21 protein-coding genes are annotated in these 25890 nt (G+C 51.0%); 17 read left to right on the top strand and 4 right to left on the bottom strand.

Annotated features, from left to right (window positions below):
- The first annotated feature begins 28 nt into the window (after positions 1-28).
- The 6 genes from M3650_RS25465 to M3650_RS25440 all read left to right on the top strand — a co-directional run bounded on the left by M3650_RS25465 (position 29) and on the right by M3650_RS25440 (position 6938).
- Positions 29-814: a DeoR/GlpR family DNA-binding transcription regulator gene (locus M3650_RS25465; protein ID WP_233697542.1), complete on the top strand. Its 786-nt coding sequence runs from the start codon at positions 29-31 to the stop codon at positions 812-814.
- A 539-nt stretch (positions 815-1353) separates the two neighbouring features.
- Positions 1354-1836: a PTS sugar transporter subunit IIA gene (locus M3650_RS25460; RefSeq protein WP_233697541.1), complete on the top strand. Its 483-nt coding sequence runs from the start codon at positions 1354-1356 to the stop codon at positions 1834-1836.
- A gap of 67 nt (positions 1837-1903) precedes the next feature.
- Positions 1904-2164: an HPr family phosphocarrier protein gene (locus M3650_RS25455; protein ID WP_019421338.1), complete on the top strand. Its 261-nt coding sequence runs from the start codon at positions 1904-1906 to the stop codon at positions 2162-2164.
- Positions 2165-2259: 95 nt separating this feature from the next.
- Positions 2260-3999 (top strand): phosphoenolpyruvate--protein phosphotransferase, encoded by a 1740-nt coding sequence (ptsP, locus tag M3650_RS25450; protein WP_251578841.1) that lies wholly within the window; start codon positions 2260-2262, stop codon positions 3997-3999.
- 290 nt (positions 4000-4289) lie between these two features.
- A complete protein-coding gene (locus tag M3650_RS25445; RefSeq protein WP_019421336.1) occupies positions 4290-5144 on the top strand; it encodes a PRD domain-containing protein in 855 nt (284 codons plus the stop codon).
- 342 nt (positions 5145-5486) lie between these two features.
- Positions 5487-6938: a PTS transporter subunit EIIC gene (locus M3650_RS25440; RefSeq protein ID WP_251578840.1), complete on the top strand. Its 1452-nt coding sequence runs from the start codon at positions 5487-5489 to the stop codon at positions 6936-6938.
- Positions 6939-7423: 485 nt separating this feature from the next.
- Here the strand turns inward: M3650_RS25440 and M3650_RS25435 are convergent, their stop codons facing one another.
- Complete coding sequence (locus M3650_RS25435) at positions 7424-7948, bottom strand: ferritin-like domain-containing protein (RefSeq protein ID WP_251578839.1); 525 nt, start codon at positions 7946-7948, stop codon at positions 7424-7426.
- 1025 nt (positions 7949-8973) lie between these two features.
- On the opposite strand from M3650_RS25435, the gene M3650_RS25430 reads away from it, so the two are divergent.
- Positions 8974-11757 carry an endo-beta-N-acetylglucosaminidase gene (locus M3650_RS25430; protein WP_251578838.1) on the top strand — a complete coding sequence of 928 codons (2784 nt, stop codon included), beginning with the start codon at positions 8974-8976 and terminating at the stop codon, positions 11755-11757.
- Between the two features lie 148 nt (positions 11758-11905).
- Here the strand turns inward: M3650_RS25430 and M3650_RS25425 are convergent, their stop codons facing one another.
- Together M3650_RS25425 and M3650_RS25420 are read right to left on the bottom strand one after the other, a co-directional pair.
- Positions 11906-13225: a glutamate-1-semialdehyde 2,1-aminomutase gene (locus tag M3650_RS25425; RefSeq protein ID WP_251578837.1), complete on the bottom strand. Its 1320-nt coding sequence runs from the start codon at positions 13223-13225 to the stop codon at positions 11906-11908.
- Entirely contained in the window at positions 13222-14223 is a 1002-nt protein-coding gene (locus M3650_RS25420; RefSeq protein WP_251578836.1) for an LCP family protein, read from the bottom strand. The genes M3650_RS25425 and M3650_RS25420 overlap by 4 nt, the downstream gene beginning before the upstream one ends.
- A 232-nt stretch (positions 14224-14455) precedes the next feature.
- Here M3650_RS25420 and M3650_RS25415 point away from each other — a divergent pair, with 232 nt between their 5' ends.
- The 5 genes from M3650_RS25415 (at position 14456) to bcp (ending at position 20377) form a co-directional block, all read left to right on the top strand.
- On the top strand, positions 14456-15547 hold the full coding sequence (locus tag M3650_RS25415) for an ABC transporter ATP-binding protein (RefSeq protein ID WP_251578835.1): 1092 nt from the start codon (positions 14456-14458) through the stop codon (positions 15545-15547).
- Complete coding sequence (locus tag M3650_RS25410; protein WP_019421329.1) at positions 15540-16334, top strand: ABC transporter permease; 795 nt, start codon at positions 15540-15542, stop codon at positions 16332-16334. Before M3650_RS25415 ends, M3650_RS25410 begins: the two co-directional genes overlap by 8 nt.
- 9 nt (positions 16335-16343) lie before the next feature.
- Complete coding sequence (locus M3650_RS25405; protein ID WP_251578834.1) at positions 16344-17129, top strand: ABC transporter permease; 786 nt, start codon at positions 16344-16346, stop codon at positions 17127-17129.
- A gap of 269 nt (positions 17130-17398) precedes the next feature.
- Positions 17399-19795, top strand: a complete 2397-nt coding sequence (locus M3650_RS25400; RefSeq protein ID WP_251578899.1) for a S8 family serine peptidase — start codon at positions 17399-17401, stop codon at positions 19793-19795.
- A 102-nt stretch (positions 19796-19897) separates the two neighbouring features.
- Positions 19898-20377 carry a thioredoxin-dependent thiol peroxidase gene (gene bcp, locus M3650_RS25395; protein ID WP_251578833.1) on the top strand — a complete coding sequence of 160 codons (480 nt, stop codon included), beginning with the start codon at positions 19898-19900 and terminating at the stop codon, positions 20375-20377.
- Positions 20378-20716: 339 nt separating this feature from the next.
- On the opposite strand, the gene M3650_RS25390 is transcribed toward bcp, so the two are convergent.
- Entirely contained in the window at positions 20717-21061 is a 345-nt protein-coding gene (locus tag M3650_RS25390; RefSeq protein WP_251578832.1) for a hypothetical protein, read from the bottom strand.
- A 744-nt stretch (positions 21062-21805) separates the two neighbouring features.
- Here M3650_RS25390 and M3650_RS25385 point away from each other — a divergent pair.
- From M3650_RS25385 to M3650_RS25365, 5 genes are all read left to right on the top strand, one after another.
- Positions 21806-22030: a hypothetical protein gene (locus M3650_RS25385; protein ID WP_251578830.1), complete on the top strand. Its 225-nt coding sequence runs from the start codon at positions 21806-21808 to the stop codon at positions 22028-22030.
- A gap of 347 nt (positions 22031-22377) precedes the next feature.
- Positions 22378-23754, top strand: a complete 1377-nt coding sequence (locus M3650_RS32110; RefSeq protein ID WP_285848669.1) for an efflux RND transporter periplasmic adaptor subunit — start codon at positions 22378-22380, stop codon at positions 23752-23754.
- Entirely contained in the window at positions 23751-24518 is a 768-nt protein-coding gene (locus M3650_RS25375) for an ABC transporter ATP-binding protein (protein ID WP_285848668.1), read from the top strand. Before M3650_RS32110 ends, M3650_RS25375 begins: the two co-directional genes overlap by 4 nt.
- Complete coding sequence (locus M3650_RS25370) at positions 24460-25638, top strand: ABC transporter permease (RefSeq protein ID WP_026011049.1); 1179 nt, start codon at positions 24460-24462, stop codon at positions 25636-25638. Before M3650_RS25375 ends, M3650_RS25370 begins: the two co-directional genes overlap by 59 nt.
- Positions 25635-25844 (top strand): hypothetical protein, encoded by a 210-nt coding sequence (locus M3650_RS25365; protein ID WP_251578829.1) that lies wholly within the window; start codon positions 25635-25637, stop codon positions 25842-25844. Before M3650_RS25370 ends, M3650_RS25365 begins: the two co-directional genes overlap by 4 nt.
- The last annotated feature ends 46 nt before the right edge of the window (positions 25845-25890 follow it).

Raw genomic sequence — 25890 nt, 5'->3', positions numbered from 1 at the left:
ACAACCAGCAACGGATGGAGTGAATCGTATGAGTGAATCGTTATCCAAAGGCGAGCAGCGCCGACAGCAAATTTTGCAAGTGTTAAAACAGAATGGACGCATTACGATAGCGGAGATGATCGATCGTTTTGAATGCTCGGAAGCGACCGCTCGCCGGGATTTGGACTTATTGGAGCGGAAAGGCGAGCTGATTCGCACGATCGGGGGCGCGATTTTTGAAGGTGCTGGTTCCGTACGGGAAGTTCCTTTCGTAGAGAAGCGCCAACTGCTATGGCTGGAGAAGGAAGCGATCGCAGAACGCGCCCTTGACTTTATCGAGGAGGGCGACAGCATTTGCTTGACCGGCGGAACGACGACGTTTCTCATCGCGAAGCTGCTGAAGCAGCGCCAAGGGATTACCGTTGTGACCAATGCGGTGAATATTGCGATGGAGCTGTCAGATTGTGAAGGCATCCAGGTTGTCGTCATTGGCGGCGTAATGCGAAGCAACAGCTTTGAACTATGCGGACCGCTCGCAGAGCGCACGATTGAGCATTTGAATATTGAAAAGCTGTTCATGGGCATCGACGGCTTCTCTACAACGAAAGGAATTACGACGTATTCCGAGCTGGAAGCACAGACTGCCCGCATGCTGATGCGCCAAGCACAGCAGACGATCGCGGTGTTCGATTATACGAAGGTCGGCAAAGCTTCATTGTTCTCCGTAGCTCCTGTCAACGAGCTGACGGCATGCATCACGGACCGGCTTCTCCCTGCTGATATGGCGGAGGAACTGGATCGAGCGGGAGTGTTGTGCCACTACGCCAACCTGTAGAACGGCTCAACCAACGTATTACTTATTTAGATTAAAGGAATCTGCAACGGCTTTCCTCCGTGTCACGTATGGTATGTAATAAAATGTTTTCTCCGGGTGCTATGTGGTGCAGCCAGGAGTGAATCGGGTATAGAAAGAATAAGACGGTAAGAGCATGATGCGGCGGTATGATTTACAACCAGAACGCACATCTTATGGATACCGCATAACTCATTTGCCAATGTACTGAAGGTGAATATGTCTAATTTTACCCAATCGCCCGGCTCGCTTGCACACACAATATCCATCATGATACAATGAGTGGTGAATTTTACACTGCAAGTCAGCGTGTTACTAGTACGACTAGGCATGAGCTAAGCGGCTGTTCACTGGGTGAACTGCATGCTTCAGCGCATGCCTTTTTGCTTTTTTTTAACAGCAACACGTATTGGTTGCACATGATCGTCGGCTGATTTATCCCGCTGGAAGAACAGAAATACAGAACACTGACAGTAACGGATTGTCCATAGGATAACGGTTCATACAAGGAGGAAATTTATATGTTTGGATTTGGAAAGAAAAAGAAAACGATCTCCATTACAGCGCCTATAACAGGTAAAGCGGTAGCATTGGAGCAAGTTCCTGACCCGGCTTTCGCACAAAAAATTATCGGTGACGGCATCGCCATCGAACCAGAGCAAGGAGTGCTTATCGCCCCCTTTGACGGACAGGTCATCCATCTGATTGATACGTACCATTCCTTGGTGCTCGGTCATGAATCTGGACTTGAATTGCTTATTCATATCGGCGTGAACACGGTATCGCTGCAGGGCAAACCGTTCAAGCCTCATGTTAAAACAGGCGATAAAGTGAAAAAGGGGCAAACGCTGATCGAGTTCGATATCTCCCAAATTAAAGAAGCGGGTCTGCCGGTCATCACACCTGTTATTGTGGCCAACGGTGATGTTGTCGCCGAGCTTAAAGCGAACACAGGCAGCGTGACGGCGAATTCGAATGAACTGATGGAAATTGTCCTGAAATAAGACGGAATCGTAAAACATATCGTAAGTAAAAACACCAGTAAACTTTGATGGAAAGAGGTCATGAACAATGGAAAAGCAATTTACAATCAAAAACCCGCAAGGGATTCATGCGCGTCCGGCAGGTGCGATTATGAAAAAAGCGGCGGAATTTGCAAATGCGCAAATCTCGTTGGAGTTCAACGGCCGCAAAGTTAGCGCGAAAAGCATCACTGGCGTCTTAACGCTTGGCATGAAGGCAGGGGACATCATTACCGTATCTGCGGAAGGCGATCAAGCTGCGGAAGCGATCGATGCAGTAGGCACAGTTATTGAATCGGTTCTCGACTAATTCATTACGGATAAAGAAAAGCCCTTCAGAAGAAGGGCTGGCAGGCATACTGTGGATTTGAAATAAGCATCAACAAAAGGAGTGGAGAAACCGTCATGCTACTTCAAGGAATCGCGGCAGCATCAGGATACGCTATCGGAAAGGCATTCGTCATGCAGGAGCAAGCCACTGCGGTGGAGCGCAAGGACATTGGAACGGACGCCGTTGAAGCCGAGGTGGAGCGTTTTCAGAATGCTGTACAGCAGGCGATGGACGAGCTGGAGCAGATCAAAGAGAACACGGCAGCGAAGTTGGGGGAACATCATGCGGAAATCTTCGCTACGCATATTCTTGTCTTGCAGGATGAAGAATTTGTCGGTCAGGCGAAGGAGAAGGTCCGTCAAGAAGCGGTGAATGCGGAATTTGCGCTTCAAGAAGTGACGCAGCAGCTTGTGGATATATTTACGAGCATGGACAGTGAATATATGCGTGAGCGCGCGGCAGACTTCCGCGATGTGAGCCAGCGTGTGCTCGGCTTGTTGTCTGGCAAGAAGTCGGCACAGCTAAGTGACTTTGATGAGGCGGTGGTCTTGTTCGCACATGACTTGACCCCATCCGATACGGCGCAGCTGGATCGCAGCAAGGTGGCCGGATTCGCGACCAATATCGGCGGACGCACATCGCACTCTGCCATCATGGCCCGCTCAATGGAAATTCCGGCGGTCGTTGGCTTGCAGCATGCAACGGAAAGCGTCGAGACCGGAGACATGATCATGTTGGATGGATCGAGCGGCATTATCTTGATCAACCCGGACGAGGACACATTGAGCTTGTATCGAGAGAAAAAACAGAAGTTCGAGAAGCGTCAAGAAGAGATGAAGCTCTACAAGGATAAGCCTTCCGTAACGGCAGATGGCTATGAAGTGGAACTTGTGGCGAACATCGGCAATCCGCAGGATGCGTTGGGTGCCCGCAACAATGGGGCGGAAGGTGTCGGCCTGTACCGTACGGAATTTTTGTACATGGGTCGTGACAGCTTCCCGTCGGAAGAAGAGCAATACAATTCTTATGTCACGGTATGCGAAACGATCGGGTCTGATAAGCCTGTTGTTATCCGTACGCTGGATATCGGCGGCGACAAAGAATTGCCATACTTGGAGCTTCCAAAAGAAATGAACCCGTTCCTTGGCTATCGCGCCATTCGTCTCTGCTTGGACCGCAAAGATCTGTTCAAGACGCAGCTGCGTGCGATTTTGCGTGCTAGCGCGCACGGCAACGTCAAATTGATGTATCCGATGATATCTACGATAACCGAGCTGCGCGAAGCGAATGCTATCTTGGCAGAAACGAAAGCGGAGCTGGATGAGGAAGGCATCGCCTATAACAAAGGGATGGAAGTCGGCATGATGATTGAGGTGCCTGCGGCTGCGATTATCGCCGATCAGCTGGCTAAGGAAGTTGATTTCTTCTCAATTGGCACGAACGATCTCGTTCAATATACGATGGCGGCCGACCGTATGAACGAGCAGGTGTCTCACCTGACACAGCCGTTTAATCCGGCGGTGCTGCGCCTGATTCGCATGGTTATTGATGCGGCGCACCAAGAAGGCAAGTGGGCCGGGATGTGCGGCGAAATGGCAGGCAACCTGAAGGCGGTGCCGATTCTGCTCGGACTGGGACTCGATGAATTCAGCATGAGCGCAAGCTCCGTGCTGTCAGTTCGCGTGCTGCTCTCCCGTTTGAACCGGGATGAGATGAAGCAATTGGCCGAAGAAGCGCTAGCGCTGGAAACGGCTGAGGAGATTCAATACCTGGTGGTGGAACGGGTAGCGGCGGTTCAAGAACTATCCATTTAATCAAGTTATAAGTGTACGTTCAAAAGGAAGCTTTTGAACAACCTCTATAGGTTAATAAATGTAGGCCGAGAGAGGGGATACCCCCTTTTTCGGCGCTGCAAATGACGTTGATGGTTCGACACTAAGTTGACAAAAAGTTGACTATTATTCTAAATTTAGACATAATTCTCTTTTTATGTTGACAATGATTGCGGTTTCAACTACAATGATTTTACAGTTGAACGCGTTAATGCGAAAACGTTTCCATTTAATGATTTATCTCCGCAATTTCATGAGAAAGGAGATTCACGTTGTCAAGCAAGCGTCGCTTTGAGATTATACGGTCATTAAGCAACAATGTCGTATTGGCGAACGATGTGTTGACGAACAAAGAAACCATTCTCATGGGAAAGGGACTCGGATTCGGAGCTAAACCTGGAGGAGAGCTTGTTCCGAGTGACACCCGCATTGAGAAGACATTTGCTTTAGAGAGTCAGCAGCATCTGTCGCAGTATCAGATGCTCTTGGAACAGATTGATCCGGAAGTCATTACCGTATCCGAGCAGATCATTTCCATGGTGTCTGAAGCGCTTACGCCGGATTTGAACGAGCATATTCACCTCGCATTGCCGAGCCACATTGAATATGCGCTGTACCGGTTGCGCCATGACATTGCGATTGAAAATCCGTTTTTGTGGGAGCTTCGCACCTTGAATCCGAAGGAATATGAACTTGCTGCTCAGGCGGCCGGGCTTATTGACCGGACATTCGGTGTGACTGTGCCAGAAGATGAAATCGGATTCTTGACGATACACATTCAGTCGGCTGTCGCACATGTTCCTGTCGGGAATATGGTCCAGTTCAATCATTTATTGAAGGATCTGGTTGCACTGATCGAAGAACGACGAGGGGGCGACATCCCGAAAGACAGCATAGACTACCTTCGGCTCATTACGCATCTCCGCTTCGCCATTGAGCGAATCCGCCAAGGGGAGCATTCCCGCAATCCGTTCCGGGACAAGCTGAAGGACATGGTGCCTTATGAGTTCGAGGTGGCGCAGGAATGTGCCGCGTTAATGGCGCGGAAGCTGGAGACGGAAGTGTCGGAGGACGAGACGGCATACATCGCTATGCATCTGTATCGATTGTTTAACAAAGACGAGTAATTATCTATTACCTATAAGTGCGTGTTCAAAAAGGTCGGTTTTCAGCACCGAGAAGGTTGCAGGAACTCGAGAGTGAATGCAAGATTCGATGCCGAGTTACTTCCTGAGTGACTTCGTGATCAAAAGAGGACTTTTTGAACAACCTCTATAACAACTTTCATAACAGGCGTGTTACTAGTACGACTAGGCATGAGCTTGCCAAGGGATAGCATCCGCGATATCGGGTGGTATCTCATCGCAAGCTCATGTCTTTTTGCGTTGTTGCGGTGATGACAGGCAGAAGAATAAAACTTTGGCCTTTTATCCATACTTTACTTAACCAATTAAGGAGGAGAACAACTCATGCTAGCCTTTTTGCAAAGAATTGGTCGGGCATTGATGCTCCCGGTTGCAACGTTGCCGGCGGCAGCCATTTTGCTTCGCTTCGGTGCAATTGACTATGTGAAAGACTTCCATATGGGAGACACGGTCGGCGGGTTCCTGAACCAATATATTGCCCCGTTCCTGGATGCAGGCGGCTCCGCTATATTTGATAACTTGGCTCTTATATTCGCCATCGGGGTAGCCATCGGATTTGCTTCAGACGCGGTGGCCGTATTGGCGGCCGTCATAGCGCATATTATTTTACTTAAAGTATTGTCCAAAATTCCGGCAGCGTTCGCGTTCATTCCGGATGACATGAAGCTCGACATGGGCGTCATCGGCGGTATATTGGCCGGTGGTATCGCTGCGTTCCTGTACAACAAATATCATGATATTAAAGTGCCGGATTGGCTTGGCTTCTTCGGCGGCAAACGATTTGTGCCGATTGTCACCTCAGCGGTTATGATTTTAGTAGCGATTCCGTTCGGGATTGTATGGGGACCGGTTCAACAGGCGCTCGATTCCTTCGGCAACTGGATTGTTGAACTCGGAGCGGTCGGCTCCGGCATCTTCATGGTAGCGAACCGGCTACTCATTCCATTCGGTCTGCACCACGTGTTGAATGCAATTGCATGGTTCCAAATCGGCTCCTTTACCGACGCTGCCGGACAAGTATGGCAGGGCGACATTGCCCGATTCTTCCATGGCGACCCGACGTCAGGGTTGTTCATGACCGGGTTTTTCCCAATCATGATGTTCGCATTACCAGGTGCGGCTCTCGCCATTATTCATGCGGCGAAGCCGGAGAATCGCAAAATGGTTGCTTCCATCTTCATCGGTACGGCTATCGCGTCGTTCCTAACTGGGATTACGGAGCCGATCGAATTCGCATTTATGTTCGTTGCTCCCGTACTGTTCGTTGTCCATGCGATATTGGCGGGGGTGTCTGGATTCGTAACGGCAACGCTTGGCATTAAGCACGGGTTTGGGTTCTCAGCAGGCTTTATCGACTATGCGCTGAACTTCCCATTGGCGACGAAGCCATTGCTTCTGATTCCAATCGGACTCGCCTACTTTGTGGTTTACTATTTCTTGTTCCGCTTCCTGATTGTGAAGCTGAATCTGAAGACGCCGGGACGCGAGGATGAAATGGAGACAGAAGGAGACGCGGATAACACGGTCAACGCCAACTCCAGCCTGCGTGAGAAGGCGGAAAAAGTCGTCGGACTTATCGGCGGCAAAGATAACATTATTACGAACGAAGCATGTATTACGCGCTTGCGCTTGACGCTGAAGGACGACACCGTGGTCAACGAGGCGGGCTTGAAGGCGCTCGGCGCCGCCGGGATTATGAAGCTCGGCAAAGGCAACGTGCAGGTGGTGTTCGGTACGCAGTCCGAGCTCTTGAAGGAAGAAATCAAGAAGCTATAACCTAATATTGCTGTAATGGCAGCGGCTCCGTGTCTTTAGGATGCGGAGCCGTTCTGTTGTAGGGGGATATGTCCGGTTGCCGTTTAGTAGGGAGTAGGCCCGCTTGCCGCTCATTAACGTTATGCCGCACAAAATGTACATTCGGTCCTCGCACATGCATCTCGACCATATGTGATTTCTTGAATCAGCAGACAGTCAAGTAAATCAAAGCGCAATAAGCTGCATCAGAACACAGTAGTTAAACAGGTGTACATCACAACGCCGTAGTTATACAGAACGCAATAGGTTGTATGTAAATGGGGCATATATATTGGACAAATTACAGTTGATTGGAATTGGAAGGATGCCCTTTGCCAAAAAGAGAAGCATTCTGACGAATGGGGGAGGGTGAGCAAAAGTAAGCATCCGGGTGAAAAAATAAACGAAACAGAGATGTTACGGCGATGTTGGGTCAGAGGTGATTAGAGAATAAATTAAGGATTGCGCTATTTATTTTTCGCGTACAAAAAATTGTATTTGCTGGCGTGCTTCAACTCGTCAGTCAATATTTCAAAAATGATGTTGCGGAACGGTTCCGGCCCAACCGTGAAATAAATGCGCCGGTATTTTTCAACTGCGCTGAGCTCACCGAAGAGAGCCTTTTCCAGCCCTTCGAGATACGAGGCTGTCGGCTGATAGGATTCATCTATGGCGTCAGGGACTTGTTGCCCGGTCAAGCAATAGTAGATATAGCGGAACCATTGGCGATGCCTCCGCTCGTCGTTGCGAATGGACGCGATAATGTCCTTGTCCGCCTGGGAAGGGGCGAGCCGGATTAAATCATCATAGAACAGCTCGTCATCGCGTTCCCCTTGAATGGAGCTCGCAATGAGCGGGAGGGCCGTATTCAGGTTGGTGTCGTAAGCATCGAGCGGCGGTTGAAGCGGGTTAGTTAAGCATTCGGTGTTTGAAACAGGGGCATTTGCGCGATATGGGGCATATGGGGGGGGCATGCAGTATAAAGGAAGCATGTTAAGTCCTCCTCGATATGGATTCGATCTTGCAATATCATATGCGTGTCCGCCTAGAAGGGTGCCTGACTTCTATAATTAGGACAGAAATCACCAGTTAAGAGCCGCTTGTTTAATTCAGAGTAAATTTTTGGAGAGGCGTTACTCTCTCCGTTCGGCGTTTCCGTTCACTCTCCCCTTCAGTCAGTAACAACGATTCCAGCATCGTCCAGACGCTCTATGGTGTGATTGAACGGTTGATGTAATAGTGGGAGGGAGCATCTCCAACTGCGATCATACATTTGAGAGTTCCCTTCTAACGTCTTGCGTCACGCTGGACAGCACAGAGAGATACCCCTTCTGAACGAGAGGGAGAGTGGAGAAAAGTACGTGGCAGCGTATCGTGATTGGCTAGAGATATGAGCTATCTTTAGTTCATTCATATAGTTACTCTGAGCGCAATGAACTACATCAGTGTGTAGTTAGGTTAATTAGGGACATACCTGATGATTGCTTTATTATTACTGCCTAATATCTCGAAAATGGAGCGTTGATAAGTGATGACGGCTATATCGATGCAACTTGGCAAGGATACCAAGCTGCATCCATTGGATTTCGTCCAATGCTTTTTAGCATGGAGCGTGACTGGGTGTCATTTCACTGGAAATGATCCAATAGGACCGGACCAATTTGGCTCTAAAAGACTAAAAAGGACGATTTGATTGGACAGTTTCCAGCAGAATCATCGAATACTGCTTGTTTGAGGGGGAAGGCTGTACTATTTCCAATGGAATCTTCATTTCCCAATCCAATCTGCACCGTTCGGGCTGAACGAAAGCAGAGCGCAGCCAATTTTCAGGGTAAATATTAAAGATTTGGTGGATCAATTAAAGATATCTCGTCAAATAGGAAATACCATCCTTTTCACTGGATAATATAGGGTATACAATGAATCTGCATATCAAATTGTAAGCGCTATCATTATTTTCGGCCCATGCATCCGGATATGGCTTATTTATTATTTGGGAGAGAGGAAGAGATATCGAATGAAACGATTGCAACCGACGGTTATGTCCAAACAACGAATGAAACGCAGCCTTGCCGTATTCGTCAGCACGGCGATGCTGGCGGGCTCCTTGATGGGGTTTGCCGGTCAAGCGGAAGCCGCGCAGCCGCATTCTTCCTATTGGTATCCGAACACGCTCTTGGAGTGGTCTCCGTCAACGGACCGGGATGCCGCCTTCAACAAGGGCAGCGTCAAGCTTGTAGAGGAGCGTGTGAAGGGTTATAAAGTAAATCCAAGCGCGCTGGAGGACCCGAAATTGATGGCGCTCGCATCCATGTACCCGAATACGAGCGGGGTGCCTTCGCAAGGCTCTGAAAAATTCAATACATTTACATTTGGTTATTGGCAGTATGTGGATAGTCTCATCATGTGGGGCGGCTCTGCGGGCGAGGGCCTGATCGTACCGCCAAGCGCGGATGTAATCGATGCCGCCCACAAGAATGGCGTGCCCGTTTACGGAACCGTATTTTTCCCGCAAAGGGAACACGGCGGCAAGCTCCAATGGCTGCGCGACATGCTGCAGCAGCGTGAGGACGGCTCGTTCCCTACGGCGGATAAATTAATAGAAGCGGCATCATATTACGGCTTCGACGGCTGGTTCATCAACCAAGAAACGCAAGGTGCCACGCCGCAAGACGCGCAATTGATGCAGCAGTTTTTGATATATTTGCAGCAGCACAAGCAACCGGGGATGGAGATCATTTGGTACGATTCGATGATCAATCGAGGGCCCATATCCTGGCAGGGGGCGCTGACGGACAACAACAAAATGTTTTTTCAAGACGGCAGCGAGCGCGTGTCCGACACGATGTTCCTTGACTTCCGCTGGCAGTATTCCGGTTATGCGTTCCAAAATTCCCCTTCTGTCGCCCAAAGCTTGAACCGGAGTCCTTACGACCTCTATGCGGGCATTGATGTAGAAGCAAATGGATACAATGGAACGTTCAACATGCCTGCTTTGTTCCCGGGAGAGGGCAAGGCAACGACTTCCTTGGGCATTTATCGCCCGGACTGGGCTTGGAACAGCTCGAAGACCCATGAAGAGTACATGGAAAAAGAGACGACATTCTGGTCGGGCTATGAGCATAATCCAGCCGCGACGCCGCCGCGTCCGGGGGCAGGGGATGCAACGAAGCTGAGAACGTGGCGTGGAGCGGCCAACTATTTCGTAGATAAGAGCGTCATTACTGGTCCTGAATTCATCACTCATTTCAATATGGGGAACGGGCATTTGTTCGCCGTGAACGGGGAAGTAGTCCGCAGCCGGGATTGGAGCAACCGAAGCCTGCAGGACATCCTGCCGTCTTGGCGCTGGATTGCAGAGTCCGAAGGGACGGGACAGGCGTTGCAGCCGTCCTTTGATTATGAGAACGCTTACTACGGCGGCAGCTCGTTGAAGGTGGCGGGTGACCTCCGGCCGGATTCGGCTACACACGTCAAGCTGTACAAGACGAACATCCGGGTCGAGCCGACGACGGTCGTATCGGCTACATATAAAGCCAATGACGAGAATGCCAGAGTCCAGATCGGAGTATCCTTCGATGATGCGCCAGAGCAATATGTGTACCTGGATCAGGCAACCATCGAACTGGCGGACGGAACGAGCGTCACGGACACCGTGTACAAGAACAAATGGGTGCGTTCGACCGTGACGCTGGCGACGTATGCGGACCGCAACGTTGCGGGCATTTCACTGAAATTCGATTCACCGGAAGCGATTGATGGCTTGCAGGTGAATATCGGCGAGCTGTCCATTCGCAATACGGAAGCAGCAGTCCCTCAGCTTGACGCGGTGAACGGTCTTGTAGTGACGGAATCCGATTTCCGCGACGGCATCTATGGCGATGCCCGCCTCAAATGGGAAGCGCTGGGGGGAGAGGTGCTGTACTATCAAGTGTACCGCGTGAATCCGGACGGAGTCCGTGAGCTGGCAGGCGCGACGGCCAACAACGTTTTTTATGTTCCGGAAATGAAGCGCATTGACAAGGAAGCGGGGACGACGCTGGAAGTTGTGCCGATTAACCGTCATTATGAACAAGGCGAACGCGCATCGGTCTCCTTCGAGTGGCCGGGTTACCCGCAGCCTACCGCCGATTTCGAAGCGGATAAGACGTTGATTGCGCCAGGCGATACCGTGAAGTTCATGGATAAATCGTCCGAGGTGACAGAGAGCTGGTTGTGGAGCTTCCCGGGTGGCCAACCGGAATCGAGTTCGGAGCGGAATCCGGGAGTTCGCTACGACAAGGAAGGCGTATATGAGGTGACGTTGACGGCGAAGAACAGCGAGGGTGAAGATTCGCTCACGAAGCAGCTCATTACCGTTACCAAGGATGTGGCCGGCGGCATTGCCGATTTGGCGCTGAACAAGAAGACGGATGCGAGCAGCTTCGTCAATCCGAACGAAGCACCGCCGTTTGCCGTCGATGGCAATGACCGCACGAAATGGTGCGCGGTAGGAGACGGACCGCATTGGATGACGGTCGATTTGGGAGCCGTCCACCAAGTGAGCGAATTCGTCGTGAAGCACGCGCAGGCGGGCGGTGAAGGCGAGGCGTTCAACTCGCGCGCATTCCGGATTCAGCTGAGCTTGGATGGAGTAAATTGGAGCGATGCCGTCGAGGTGAAGGACAATACGCTTGGCGTCAGCAAGCATGCAATCAGCCTGACGAAGGCGCGCTATGCGAAGCTGATCGTCGAAAAACCGACCCAAGGAGGCGATACGGCGGCGCGCATTTATGGCTTCGAAGTGCATGGCTTGAAGTAGCTGGTACAGACGTCGGCAATGGGGCGAAGCGGCAGTGGTATTGGAACGCATGCTGTCTTACAAAAATAACGTATGCTGTATACCGAAAGACGCCGGGCTGCATGGCAGCTCCGGCGTCTTTGCGTGAAGTGGATGGGTAGGTTGTGCTTTATGAGTTAGCCATGCGGCGGAACGATTCGTGCGCTGCTTCGATCGTGCGCTCGATGTCTTCGGCGGTATGCTCCGTCGTCAGGAACCATGCCTCATACTTCGAAGGTGCAAGGCAGATGCCTTGATCGAGCATGTGGCGGAAGAAGGCAGCGAACGCTTCGCTGTCCGTCTCCTGCGCTTCCGCGTAATTCGTCACCGGATGGTCGCAGAAATGCGTCGAGAATGAGCCGCGGATGCGATTGATGGTGAGCGGCACGCCGTAGCGGTCAGCACCTTCCTGGATGCCTGCCGTCAAGCGGATGGACAGCTCTTCCATCCGTTCGTACACGCCCTCCTCGCGCAGCACTTCGAGACAAGCGATGCCAGCGGAGATGGAGGCCGGGTTGCCGGCCATCGTGCCCGCCTGATATGCTGGTCCGAGCGGCGCGACCTGCTCCATGATGTGCTTCCGTCCGCCGTAGGCCCCGATAGGGAGGCCGCCGCCGATAATTTTGCCCATGGCCGTCAGGTCTGGCTCGATGGCAGCAAAGTCAGGGAAGACGCGGTACGTCTGCGCCGATCCGTAATGGAAGCGGAACGCGCTGATGACTTCGTCATAGATGACGAGCGCGCCGTACTCGCGGGCCAGCTTGCACAGCCCTTCGAGGAAGCCTGCCTGCGGCATGACCATGCCGAAGTTGCCCACGATCGGCTCGACCATAACGGCAGCTACGTCATCGCCCCAGTGCTCCAGCGCTGCCTTCAGGCTGTCGAGGTCGTTGAACGGCACGGTGATGACTTCGCTCGCGATGCTCTTCGGAATGCCGGCGCTGTCGGGAATGCCCAAGGTGGACGGGCCGGAACCAGCGGCCACGAGCACGAGATCGGAGTGGCCGTGGTAGCAGCCGGCAAATTTGATTACCTTCGTGCGCTTCGTGTAGGCGCGGGCGACGCGAATCGTCGTCATGACGGCCTCGGTGCCAGAGTTGACGAAGCGGACTTTGTCCATGGAAGGCACCGCTTCCTTCAGCATCCGCGCGAGCTTGATTTCTAGCTCAGTAGGCGTGCCGTACAGCGTGCCATTCTGTGCGGCACGCACAATGGCTTCGGTTACATGCGGATGCGCGTGACCGGTAATGATCGGGCCGTAAGCGGCCAAATAGTCGATATACTTATTGCCGTCGACATCCCAGAAGTGAGCGCCTTGCGCGCGCTCCATAAATACAGGCGAGCCGCCGCCGACCGCTTTGAACGATCGGGAAGGGCTGTTCACCCCGCCGACGATATGCTCAAGGGCTTCTTCATATAGTTGTTCGGAACGATTTCGGTTCGTAGTCATGTAGACGAATCTCCTTTGTTCTTGATATCTTCGGATGCGGATGCTTTATTTTCCAAGGCGTCTTGAATGTACTGCTTCAGCTTATCATTATCAACGACTTGCAGCACGGCGGAATTGTTAATTGTCGCGTCAGCGACATTATCCATCGCCGGAAGCTGGTGGCTTGGCCCGATGGAGCTGTCATAGCCTAAGGAGGCCAGCTTAATAATGTCATCCGCCGTCAGGTTCGTTTCCACGTAGGGGGCGACCTCATTAATTAGGTGAGGGAGCTGAATAATGGACCAGGCCGATTTCAATTTGTCCGCGACAGCGGTTAACAGCTCGCGCTGCCGCTTTGTACGGGCAAAGTCGGACATGGCGTCGTATCTGAACCGGACGTACATAAGCGCGGTTTCTCCGTTCAGCAGCTGCTTGCCCTTTTTCAAGTCGATATCATATTGATGCTTATCCGCCTTGCTGGTATACTTCATGTTCTTCTCCACTTCGAATTCAACCCCGCCCATGGCGTCGATGAGCTTGATGAAGCCTTGGAAATCCGTATATACATAATATTGGACGTCAAGTCCGGTAAATTCGCTCACCGTCTTCATGGCAAGCTCGGGGCCCCCGTACGTCAGCGCTGCATTGATGCGATCTTTGCCGAATCCGGGAATATCCACATATGTGTCGCGCAATATAGAGAATAGATTTGCCCGTTTCGATTGCGGATCGAACGAGGCGAGCAGGATGGAATCCGAACGCGGAACTTCGTCCTTGTCCATGCCTCGCGAATCGCCGCCAAGGAGCAAAATATTGACGCGCTCCCTCCCCTCCCATTTCGGAGGCTCTACCGCTTTCCGGTCGGGAAGCTTGCTGACAACAGGTGTAAAACGGGACTCTTCCGGCTTCTTCTGCAGGTTGCCCAAGCTGTCGTACATGGCCCAAGTGTAGTATCCGACACTGCCGACAATAATGACGGTCATCACGGTTAGTGCGTGCTTCCAATACTTTTTCCACATATGTATCGTCCTCTCCTCATCCGGCGGTGAAAGAAGCGAAGTTCATGATGTCAGCTCCGGCGCATACATTCAAGTCGTCGTACGTGCTATATTAAATGTTATGGATAATGACCCGCATCTTGTCTATCCAATTATAAAATCTTTATGATGTTGAATCAATTCGCGTCCAAGTGCGAGACTAGAGCAGTCATCGCTAACTACGCAAATCTACGAAAGGGTGAACCATACAGCAATGAATGCCATAGAAGTAAGGGATTTGCGCAAAACGTTTCACGTGCAAAAAAACCGCGAAGGGCTGAAGGGCGCTTTGCTTGATTTATTTAAAAGGGAATATAGCGAGGTGATGGCCGTCAAAGATATTTCGTTCACGATTCCGCAAGGAGAAATATGCGGATATATCGGGGAGAACGGAGCGGGGAAATCAACCACAATCAAGATGCTGACCGGCATTCTGGTGCCGACCGCAGGCGAGCTCCATGTAAACGGGTATATTCCGTATGCAGAGCGGGAGAAGTTCGTGCGCGGCATCGGTGTCGTCTTCGGACAACGCAGCCAGCTCTGGTGGGATATTGGCGTCATCGAATCGTTCCGGCTCCTGCGCAAGGTGTACCGCGTGTCAGAAACAGACTTCAAGCGGCGCTTGGATGAGCTGGTGGAACGACTGCAGCTGCAGGAGCTCTTGAATCGTCCGGTGCGCAAATTAAGCCTCGGTCAGCGCATGCGCTGCGAGCTGGTCGCCTCCTTGCTGCATCAGCCGTCTGTGTTGTTTTTGGATGAGCCGACCATCGGCTTGGATATCGTCGTCAAGACAGAGATCCGGGATTTTCTCCAAACGCTCAATAAAGAGCACGGCACGACCATCTTGTTGACGACGCATGATTTGCAAGATATCGAGGCGCTCTGTACGCGTGTCGTTATGCTGGATGATGGACGCATCATTTATGACGGCAGCTTGGACACGCTCAAGTCCACATGGGGCAAAGGGCGCGAGGTTCGATTCCAATTTGCGAAGCCAATGCGGTCAGGGGATACAGAAGCGCTCACATCGGGCTTGGACGTCAATTGGACGATGGAATCGCCGTATGAGGCGAGCGTGTTCGTACCGTTTGCCACGAATGTGTCCGAGGTAATCGGGCAAGTCGTGGGCGGCGCCTCCATCTCGGATTTGAAGATTATCGAGACGAACACCGACGACATCGTGCGGGAAATATACCGTACGGGGAGCGCTGAGCTGCCGGAAGACCCAATGGCAGACGATACTTCCGAGGCTGCCGCCGCCCGGGAAGAGAGCGAGAAGGAGAAGGAAGCGGTGACCCATGGCTAGCGCATATTTAGAGCTGATACGCATTCGATTTCTAATGATGCTCGCGTACCGCGTCAACTATTATTCCGGCATTTTAATCTATACGTTAAGCATCGGAGTGTACTATTTTACATGGCAAGCCATTTATGGAGGACAGGGGACCATTGCGGGCTTTACCGCGGATCAGATGACGACGTATATCGCCGTCTCTTGGATGGCGCGCGCCTTTTATTTCAATAACCTCGATCGGGAGATTGCCAATGAGATACGCGATGGCAGCGTAGCGATACAGTTCATCCGGCCTTATAACTATATTGTCGTGAAGATGATGCAGGGCTTTGGAGAAGGGCTGTTCCGGCTGCTCTTGTTCATGGCTCCGGGCATGGTCATCGCTTGCTTGCTGTTCCCGGTGCAGCTCCCGCGCGAACCGAAGCTGTGGCTTGTGTTTGCCTTTATGCTGTTCATGAGCTTTCTTATTAATTCGCAGTTGAACATCATTACCGGATTGACGGCGTTCTTCGTGGAAAATAACGAGGGCATGATTCGGATGAAGCGGGTCGTGGTCGACCTGTTCTCTGGCGTCATTGTGCCGATATCGTTTTTTCCGGGGTGGCTTATGCTGCTGAACCAATGGCTGCCGTTTCAAGCGATTACGTATTTGCCGAGCTCTGTCTTCACCGGCCGGATTGAGGATAGCCAGATTCTCACCGTCGTCGGCATCCAATTGCTCTGGTTCGTCATTCTAATTATTCCGATCGTCATCATGTGGCGCGCCGCAAGACAGCGGTTGTTCGTGCAAGGGGGGTAACGGCAGAAGATGTATTATATCGGACTCATCGGCGAATATTTGAAAAACTATATGAAGACGCGTCTAACCTACCGTGCGGACTTCTGGGTGGAAGTTGTGTCGGATCTGCTGTTCCAAGCGACGAATCTGATCTTCATCTTCATCGTCTTCATGCATACACCGACGCTCGCGGGCTGGACGCGTGACGAGATGGTGTTCGTCTACGGCTATTTCATGATTCCGTACGGCATATTCAGCTGCTTTTTCAATCTGTGGAGCTTCAGTGAACGATATATTGTAAAAGGGGAGATGGACCGCATTTTGACGCGGCCAGCGTATAACCTGTTTCAAATATTGCTCGAAAATGTAGACCCGCCGGCACTCATCGGTTCCGTCGTGGGCGCGCTCATTATGGGCATATGCTGGACACAGCTTGGGCTCGACTTCGGCTTGGTGGAACTGCTGGTGTTGCTGCTGTTATTGGCTGGGTCTGTGCTCATCTACTTCGGCATTTATGCGGCGCTCACTTCCATCTCGTTCTATTCTGATGCGCCGACCGGCATATTGCCGCTCATCTGGAACATTCAGAGCTACGGGCGGTACCCGCTCACGATATACAACCGCTTCATTCAAGTATTGCTGACATGGATATTGCCTTTCGCCTTCGTCGGTGTCATTCCGGCCTCCTATTTCATGACAGGCAAAGGGATGACACAGTTGGCGCTTCTCACGCCGATTATCGGCTTGCTGTTCCTGACGATTGGCCTCACGATGTGGAATGTGGGCGTGAAACGCTACCGTGGAGCGGGATCGTAGGCTTTGGAAATAAACACCAAGCTTTCTTCGTAAAATGGCGAAGAAAGCTTTTTCTATTCCAGCAAAGAAAACTATTGAAATGTATTATTTTCCTTTATATTATATTGATATACATTTTTGTTCAATCCTTGAATCTGCTAATCTTGATCTCTCCTAATTTTGCGGATTGTGTGAAGATGTAATAGTCAAATACGGAGGTGATGTTGTCAGTATTACTCGCATATGCGAGAGTATGCCAATTGAAAAGAGGAGGAATGAATTTGGTGAAGATGAAAAACAAAAAAGTGCTCTCTCTGGTGATGTCGCTTGCTATGGCGCTCAGTCTGATGACTCCGGCGGCCGGGGCATACGAGAGTCCCCCGCTGGGCGGGCAGCCTGATCCCGTGCTGCATCTGAGAACAGGCAGCGTGAACCTGCATGAAGGCTCATGGAACGACGGGCTTATGCAGGAAGAAGGGGAAGCGGAACGTCAATTGTTCGTTGTTCAATTCAATGATGTCATTACAGAATCATCCAAGCAGCTACTGCTCCAGAATGGAGCGGAAATCGGAGATTACCTTCCCGATTTCGCCTATCTGGTACGTATGAACCCACAGCAAGCCGGCAGCCTCGCCGCACACGAACTCATATACAGCGTCACTCCATATCAAGCCGAATGGAAGGACGGCACCATTCTTTCTTCTCAGCACATCCAGCCAGACACCTACATTATCTCGGTATTTAGAGGAAGCGAATCCAGCGTGGCCGAATTGCTGCAACAGCAAGCGGCTGAATCCGCCATCGTGCACGAAGGCTACATCGAAGCCGTGCTAAGCGATGAGCAGATTCCCCAAGTGCTTCGACATCCAGATGTGACATTCGTCGAACCGAAGCCGAAAGAAGAGGTATACAACGATTTCGTAACCAATCAAATCGGCGCGTCTACGCCAACCGGCGTTTGGAGCCGCGGGCTGACCGGCAAAGGTCAAGTTGTCAGCGTGGCCGACAGTGGTCTGGATTCAGGGAATCTAAGCACGCTGCATAAAGATTTCGAAGGTCAGCTGCATGCTACGCCTGCTCCTAATCCGTCGACCGGGACATGGTCCGACACGAATGGGCACGGCACTCACGTGGCCGGCACGGTTCTCGGCAACGGAGCGATGTCTGACGGCAAGTATAGAGGAACCGCGCACGGCGCGAAGCTGCTCTTCCAAGCCATCGGCTGCGGCGGCGACTCGATATGCCCTGGCGATGTGCGGGAATTGTTCGGCACGGCGAAGCAGCAGGGCGCATCCATTCATACGAACTCCTGGGGAGCCCGCTTCAACTATTCGTACAATGCCAACTCCTCCCGCGTTGACGAATATACGTTTGGCAATAAGGACTTTACTGTATTGTTCGCAGCCGGGAACGATGGCAGCTCGAACAACACGGTTTCATCGCCTGGCAATGCCAAAAACACAATTACAGTCGGCAATCTGCTGAAAAGCAATCCGAATCAAATCGCCCCTACCTCCAGCAGAGGTTATGCCATTGACGGCCGGATTAAGCCGGATCTCGTCGTAACCGGCTCCAACATTATTTCGACTCGTTCCTCAGCTTCATCAAGACAGCCTAATCCGAACCAATACTACACGAGCCTGTCGGGCACTTCCATGGCAACTCCGGCCGTTGCCGGATCGGCAGCCATCGTCCGCCAATTTTATATCGACAAGAAGAATGTGACTCCATCGTCGGCGCTCATCAAAGCTACGCTCATTAACGGAGCGGATGATGTAGGCTACGGTTGGATGAGCAGAGAGACAGGATGGGGCCGCGTGAACCTGGTCAATTCGCTCACTCCGACGGACGGAAGACAAGGAGACTTCGTCGATAACAAGACGGGCTTGAAGACAGGTGACTCCACATCGTATCGCGTTAAAGCCACAGCCGGTAAACCGTTGAAAATCTCTCTGGTCTGGAGCGATTATCAAGGAGCTGTTCAAGCCGGCAAGCAACTGGTTAATGACCTCGATCTTGAAGTAAAGACTCCGAATGGCGAAGTATTTAAAGGCAACTGCTTTGTACAGAACACGGCAAGCTCTACATGCTCCAACTATGACCATGTGAATAATGTCGAAAATGTGTATGTGTCCACTGCGGCAACCGGTGAATATACTGTGACGATCAAGGGGTATAACGTGCCGCAAGCGTCGCAGCCGTTTGCTCTGGTCGTATCGGGGAACGAAGCCAAGATAGTCGGCGAAGGTCCGGATGAACCAGCGCCCGTGGAGCTGAAGGCGCCTGAGCAATTGACCGTAACGGCGCTGACTTACAACACGGTCAGCCTGTCATGGACCGATCTGAACGGGACTGGTCAAGGCATTAAGTACGAGGTGTACAACCAAGAGGAAAAGGTCGGGACTAGCGGAACAACGAACTATACCGTGACAGGACTTATCCCTGAGCAGACCTATACGTTTACGGTGAAGGCTGTTAGCGAACAGGGTAAGGCGTCTCCGCCGAGCCAATCGGTGACCGCGAAGCTGCCTGCCGAATTCGAGCCGTGGGAGGCGAGATACGCATACAAGTTGAACGATCTGGTGTCATATCAAGGCAGCATATACAAATGCATAACAGCACATACATCGTTGGTAAGCTGGGAGCCGCCTAACGTGCCGGCATTGTGGTCCCGCGTGCAGCAATAAGCTGATGGACAGCGGACGTCCCTTTTTGAAAATGGATGCGGCAAATGATAAGCTAGAGGCAGCAAAGCGGTGGCGATGGCCATCCGAAAGAGGTGTATACTGATGACGCAATCCGTTCAAGCGCAAGTCGGACAAATCGTACCTGATTTTACGTTGCCGGCTTCCGGCGGGCAGGACGTCCGCTTAAGCGATTACCGCGGCAAGAAAGTCGTCCTTTACTTCTACCCGAAGGATATGACACCGGGCTGCACGCAGGAATCATGCGATTTCCGCGATTACCACGGGGATTTTGCAACACATAACGCCGTAGTGCTCGGCATTAGCCCAGACGATCTGAAATCTCATGCTAAATTCATTGAGAAGCACAGCCTTCCGTTCACACTGCTCTCCGATACGGAGCACAAGGTGGCCGAACTGTTCGGCGTATGGCAGCTGAAGAAGCTGTACGGCCGGGAATATTACGGTATCGTACGCTCAACCTTCCTTATCGATGAGGAGGGCAAGCTGGCCAAGGAATGGCGCAACGTAAAGGTGAAAGAGCACACGGCAGAGGTGCTTGAGGCTGTGCGTACACTGGGATAACCGAATAATGAATAGGTGGAGCGGCTCAAGGTCTGGAGACTTTGGGCCGCTTTGTATTGGGCTATGTAAGTGTTCGGTTTATAGAGAGAGTGTGTTAAGAAGCGCGTATGTTCTTCTATGGCTGGGAGATCGTGTTAAGAAACGTGTATGTTCTGAGAATAGGGGAGAGTGGCGCTAAGTTTGAATCGGGCGGGTTTTGTGTGTAGAACGCCGAACTGTTTCCGAATGTCAATGCCAATTCCTTTATTGGCGAGCAATTATTGCAGCTGCTGAATTTTTGCGAAATGGTTGTCACACTCTCCATATTCCAATAGCTTGTATTTTATCGCCTTCTGCTTTTTATTTTCTTTTAACCAAATAAATGATGGCAAATATGGTGAAATAGACAAATGCGAACGCCAAAGAAGTATTCTTCATTGTCTTATCATCGGCAAAAATTTGAATGAAAAAATTAAATCCTAAAACGACTGCGTACCCAGTGTAAACTTCTGTTGATTTTTCTACGCTCTCTGTTTGCTTTCTCCCGTCTATTATTTTTAATGTGAGCACCAAAATCCAGAAATATATAATTGCGCACGAAAGAGCAATATCCTGAATAATCTGTTCGGGAATAAAAAAATGAGTAAAAACAGCAATTGCTACGATGATGGCGAGGGCGATGTAATGTATTGTTAGTTTTTTCAATAAAAACTACTCCTGTTCCTGAAAGTAGTAGCTTTGGCATCTCTCGTTTATGCGCCTGCAAAGCTTGCGAGGGCTTATCTACTATGGAGGCTATAAAAATGGGTGTGCAGGACGCTGCCAAATCTGCCCGAAAGGAAGTTGTAGAAGCTATAATAGGATTTTTCGGTGTGGGAGCTATCTACTCCGCTTGCTTTGAATAAAATGGACTCATACATATAGACCTCATGCGGTGAGTCTATTTTTTTTCCTCATCAGGCCGAATCAATTCATTAATCCCCGTCTCAGCGACTCTATAACTATTCTACTCTCAATGTAATCTTTGGATCGTTTTATGCTAGTCTTCATTTTTAAGCTGCTTATTTCCTCTTAACCAGATAAAGGATTGCAAATATGGCGAAATATAAAAATGTGCCCGCCATAGAAATATCCTTAATCGTATTATCTCCGGCAAAAATTTGAATGAAAAAATTAATCCCTAAAATGACAACGTGTGCAATGTGAACTTTCGTCCCTTTTTCCACGCCGTCTTTCTGCGTTCTATCGTCTCTTAACTTTAATATGAATACAAGTATGCAGAAATAAAGAATTATACATGAGAACGCGATATTCTTAAGCATCTGATCATCGATAAAAACTTGAATGAAAATATTAACTGCTAGAATGACAGCGAGCACAATGACGGCGATTATAGTGTGAGATATATGCGCATTTCTCAACATAAACCACTCCCATCTCTAAAATCCAATGTTGACAATATTATACATCAGGATAACAGCAGCCGGCGGTACTGTGAAATTCGTAAATAAAGTGCTGGAAACCTGCAAAGTTGCCAAAGGAATGGGCATCGGCACCATGGAGGCTATAAAAATGGGTGTGCAGGACGCTGCCAAAACTGCCGGAAAGGAAGTTGTAGACGCTCTAATAGGAATTTTCGGTGTAGGGGCTGTATATTCCAGTTGCTTTGAATAAAATCGATTCGTACATATAGACCTCACGCGGTGAGGTCTATTACTTTTCTATGTTAGGCAGGATGATTCAATTCCAGCGTTAGATCCTCTATATTGATTCAGCCCCAAATAAGAACTATTTCTCCTAAATAACACTTATATTAGTTATTTATATGATATGCCATCGTGCAAAGGAAAGCAAACGGTATCCGAACGCCTTACGTTTTCAGCATTTATTCAGCTAACGCTCAGTTTGCGCTCAGTTACCTTTAAGGAACCATTCAGCTAGGATGAGTATGATGGGGACAGTGAACGGCTCAGACATGTCGCGGGCTGTTCTGTAGAACCGGTAAAGGTGGACTTGACGCGATGAAGAAGTGGATGTACATATTGGGAATCGTCATTGCAGCAGGGGTGGCTGCAGGATTCTATTTTACGCGGCAGCAGACGGAGCAATCGTCGGCGGACCCCGTGCCAACTCGAACGGTACAGGCGACCAGAGGGAGCATAGAAACGAAAGTGTCAGGTTCTGGAATGGTCGGAGTTGCACAAGAGAGCAATGTGAAAGCGGCTTATAAAGGGACAGTCAGCAAAATTAACTTCAAGGTCGGAGACAAGGTGAAGAAAGGACAGACGATCGTTGAGTTCAAAAAAACGGACAATTCCGAGAAGATCAAGCAAACCGAGCTCTCCCTGAAGAAACAGCAATTGCAGATGGAGCAGCTTCAGAAGCAGTATAAAGAAGCGGCGGAGGAAAGCAGGGACTCTATTAGAATCAATATAGAATCGTTAACGCTAGAGATAGAACAAAATGAATCAACGATCTCCAGCTTGCGGAAGGAAGAAGCGGAGAACCATGACGTTGCCGCCCCGGTTGCGGGCACGGTCACGGCGAGCGAGATTGACGTCGGAGGCGATGTGAACGAGAACACCGTCGTGGCGGTTATCGTCGATTATACCAATCTGGAGTTCACCATGTCGGCGGATGAACTCGATGTGCCGAAAGTCAAGGCGGGACAGACGGCGGAAGTGACGCTGAACGCATTCCCGGACAACGTGTTTACAGGAAAAATCAATACGATTGCCAATGAAGGCAAGAGCTCCAACGGCGTTGCGACCTATGAGGTAAAGATTGGCTTATCCAATGCCGCAGGCGTTCTCTCCGGCATGTCCGGCCAAGCGGAAATTGTTACGAATGCGAAGCAGGACGTTGTCCTTGTCCCGGTGGAGGCGGTCGTCGCCATGGGCGGCAAGCATTTCGTCCGGGTGCCTGACAGCGGGGCTGGAAGCGGTCTGGCGGATGGCGCTGGAAGCGACGCTGGCAGCATGGATGGCCGTGCTACAGCCGGGACTGGAGATGGAGATGCAGCAGGAGGCAATACAGGAAGCAGCAATAGAAGCAGCACCCGAGGCAATTCCGGCAATAGGGCGGCAGGAAGCAGTACAGGCAAGGGAGCTGCAGCCGGGCAGGAGAATGACGGCGCGATCCGGCGAATGGGCCAGGCTTCTGGCGGAACGCTGAGAGAAGTGACCGTTGGCATCAGCAATGACTCCTATGCCGAAATCATGTCCGGCCTGAGTGAAGGCGACTCTGTAATCCTTGCCGCGCCGCAAGCGCCGCAAGGAAAGGCAGGCGGGTCAACCGAGCAAAGACAGCAGATAAGAGGCATGGGAGGCGGCGTCATTGGCGGCGGCAGCTTCTCGGGTGGCGGGTTTCCTAATGGCGGCGGAGGCGGCCGCCGATGAGAGAGCATGCAGCATCAGGGAGTGGCGTCCTGATCTCAATCCGGGACGTGCGGAAAGGGTACAGAATGGGTTCAGAGGAAGTGACCATTCTTCGAGGGATTAATCTGGAGATTCGCCAAGGTGATTTTGTGGCGATTATCGGTCCATCCGGCTCAGGCAAGTCGACGCTGATGAATGTCATTGGCTGTCTGGATACGCCGAGCTCTGGCAGCTATACGCTAGACGGTATGGAAGTGAGCGGATTAAGCGATAACAAGCTGGCGGAAGTTCGCAATCGGAAAATCGGCTTCATCTTTCAAAGCTTTCACCTTCTTCCGAAGCTGAGCGCTATTGAAAATGTGGAGTTGCCGCTCATTTACCGGGGATTGTCGAACAAGGAGCGCCGCGAAGCTGCGATCAAGTCGCTGCAGCAGGTAGGGCTAGAAGATAGAATGGGCCATCGGCCGAGCGAGCTCTCAGGGGGACAGCAGCAGCGGGTTGCGATAGCTCGGGCACTGGCCACTCATCCGCCGATTCTGCTCGCGGATGAACCGACCGGCGCATTGGATACGAGGACCGGCAAGGAAGTGTTGGGACTAATTGAGGAGTTGAATAACGCCGGGCATACGATTGTGTTAATCACCCACGACTTGGAAGTAGCCGCGCGGGCCACAAGAGTCGTATTCATGAATGACGGCATCTTGACCGAGGAAAGGGGGGACGGGCGTGAAGCTGTCGCAAGGGTTCAGAATGTCATGGCACAGCATTCTGGCCAACAAGCTTAGAACCTTCCTTTCCATGCTAGGGATTTTGATCGGAGTCGCCACGGTAATCTCGCTTGTGGCAATGGGACAAGGCTCTTCCAATGAAGTGGAGAAATCGTTGCAGAGCTTGGGCACGAATATGTTGTCGGTAAACATAATGGGCCGCGGAAGCGTGACGACATTATCCTTGGATGATGCGGTTCACTTGGCCGACGGAATCGAGGATATCGAAGGAGTCGCTCCGATTGTCTCCGGGAATGCAGCCGTAAAATACGGCACGACGGAATCCGCCTCGGTGTCTGTTGAAGGAATTACGCCGGACTATGAGACGGTCAAAGATTTCAAGCATCAGAGCGGCCGCTATATCGTCCCGCTGGATGTGTCGAACTATTCCAGAGTGGCGCTGCTAGGCGTCAATACGGCTGCCGACTTGTTCGGCTCCGAGGACCCGACGGGCAAGACAGTGCTGCTTAACGGCGTCCGGTTCAAGGTCGTGGGACTGCTGGAGCCGAAGGGAAGCTCGCTTGGCGGCTCAAACGACGATAAGGTGCTGATTCCGATTACGACGGCGCAGCGGCTGTTCCAATCGGCAGGCATCCGTTCCATCAGCGTTAAGGTGGCCGAGGAGGATAAGATGGCTGCGGTCGTAAGCCAGATTGAAGCGAAGCTGGCGGAATTGTTCCGCGGCAATACGGACAGCTTCAACGTTTTTAATCAACAGGATGTCAAGGATACGATGAGCTCCATATCCAAGACGATGTCGATGATGATGGCGGGCGTTGCCTGTATTTCGCTTGTCATCGGCGGAATCGGGATTATGAACATCATGCTCGTGTCGGTAACCGAACGCACGCGTGAAATCGGCATTCGCAAATCTCTGGGCGCCAAGAAACGGGACATATTAGTTCAATTTCTGATCGAGGCGGTCATTATTAGCGGAATGGGCGGATTGGCCGGAATCGGTCTGGCTTATGCCGCTTGTTATGCCATGACTCATTATTTTGAAATGGCAACTGAAATCAAAGCGAACATTATTAGTTACTCTTTTGTGTTTTCGGCGGCAATCGGCATTTTGTTCGGTATTTTTCCGGCTAACAAAGCCGCTTCCTTGAAGCCGGTAGACGCTTTGCGGCACGATTGAAGAAAGGGACTGGCAGTGCTGTGCTGTTGGCCATTATATGGTTGGTCTATCTGTCAGGACATATGAAAAGGCAGCCGGCTCATCCGACATGGATGACATGGCTGTCTTTTTTACTTATGGATGCAACTTTTTGTGCCATACATGTCAACGTGGAAGGTTGGGGCGTCTCTACTTGTCTCATCCATTGGATTTCGTCCAATCAATGAGCCGGGTGCATCTCATTAAAGTCGATTACATTGGATTTCATCCAGT

Source organism: Paenibacillus sp. MER TA 81-3 (assembly GCF_023713585.1).
In the GTDB taxonomy this organism is placed as follows: domain Bacteria; phylum Bacillota; class Bacilli; order Paenibacillales; family Paenibacillaceae; genus Paenibacillus_B; species Paenibacillus_B profundus.
This window is presented reverse-complemented; position numbering and strand designations above follow the sequence as displayed.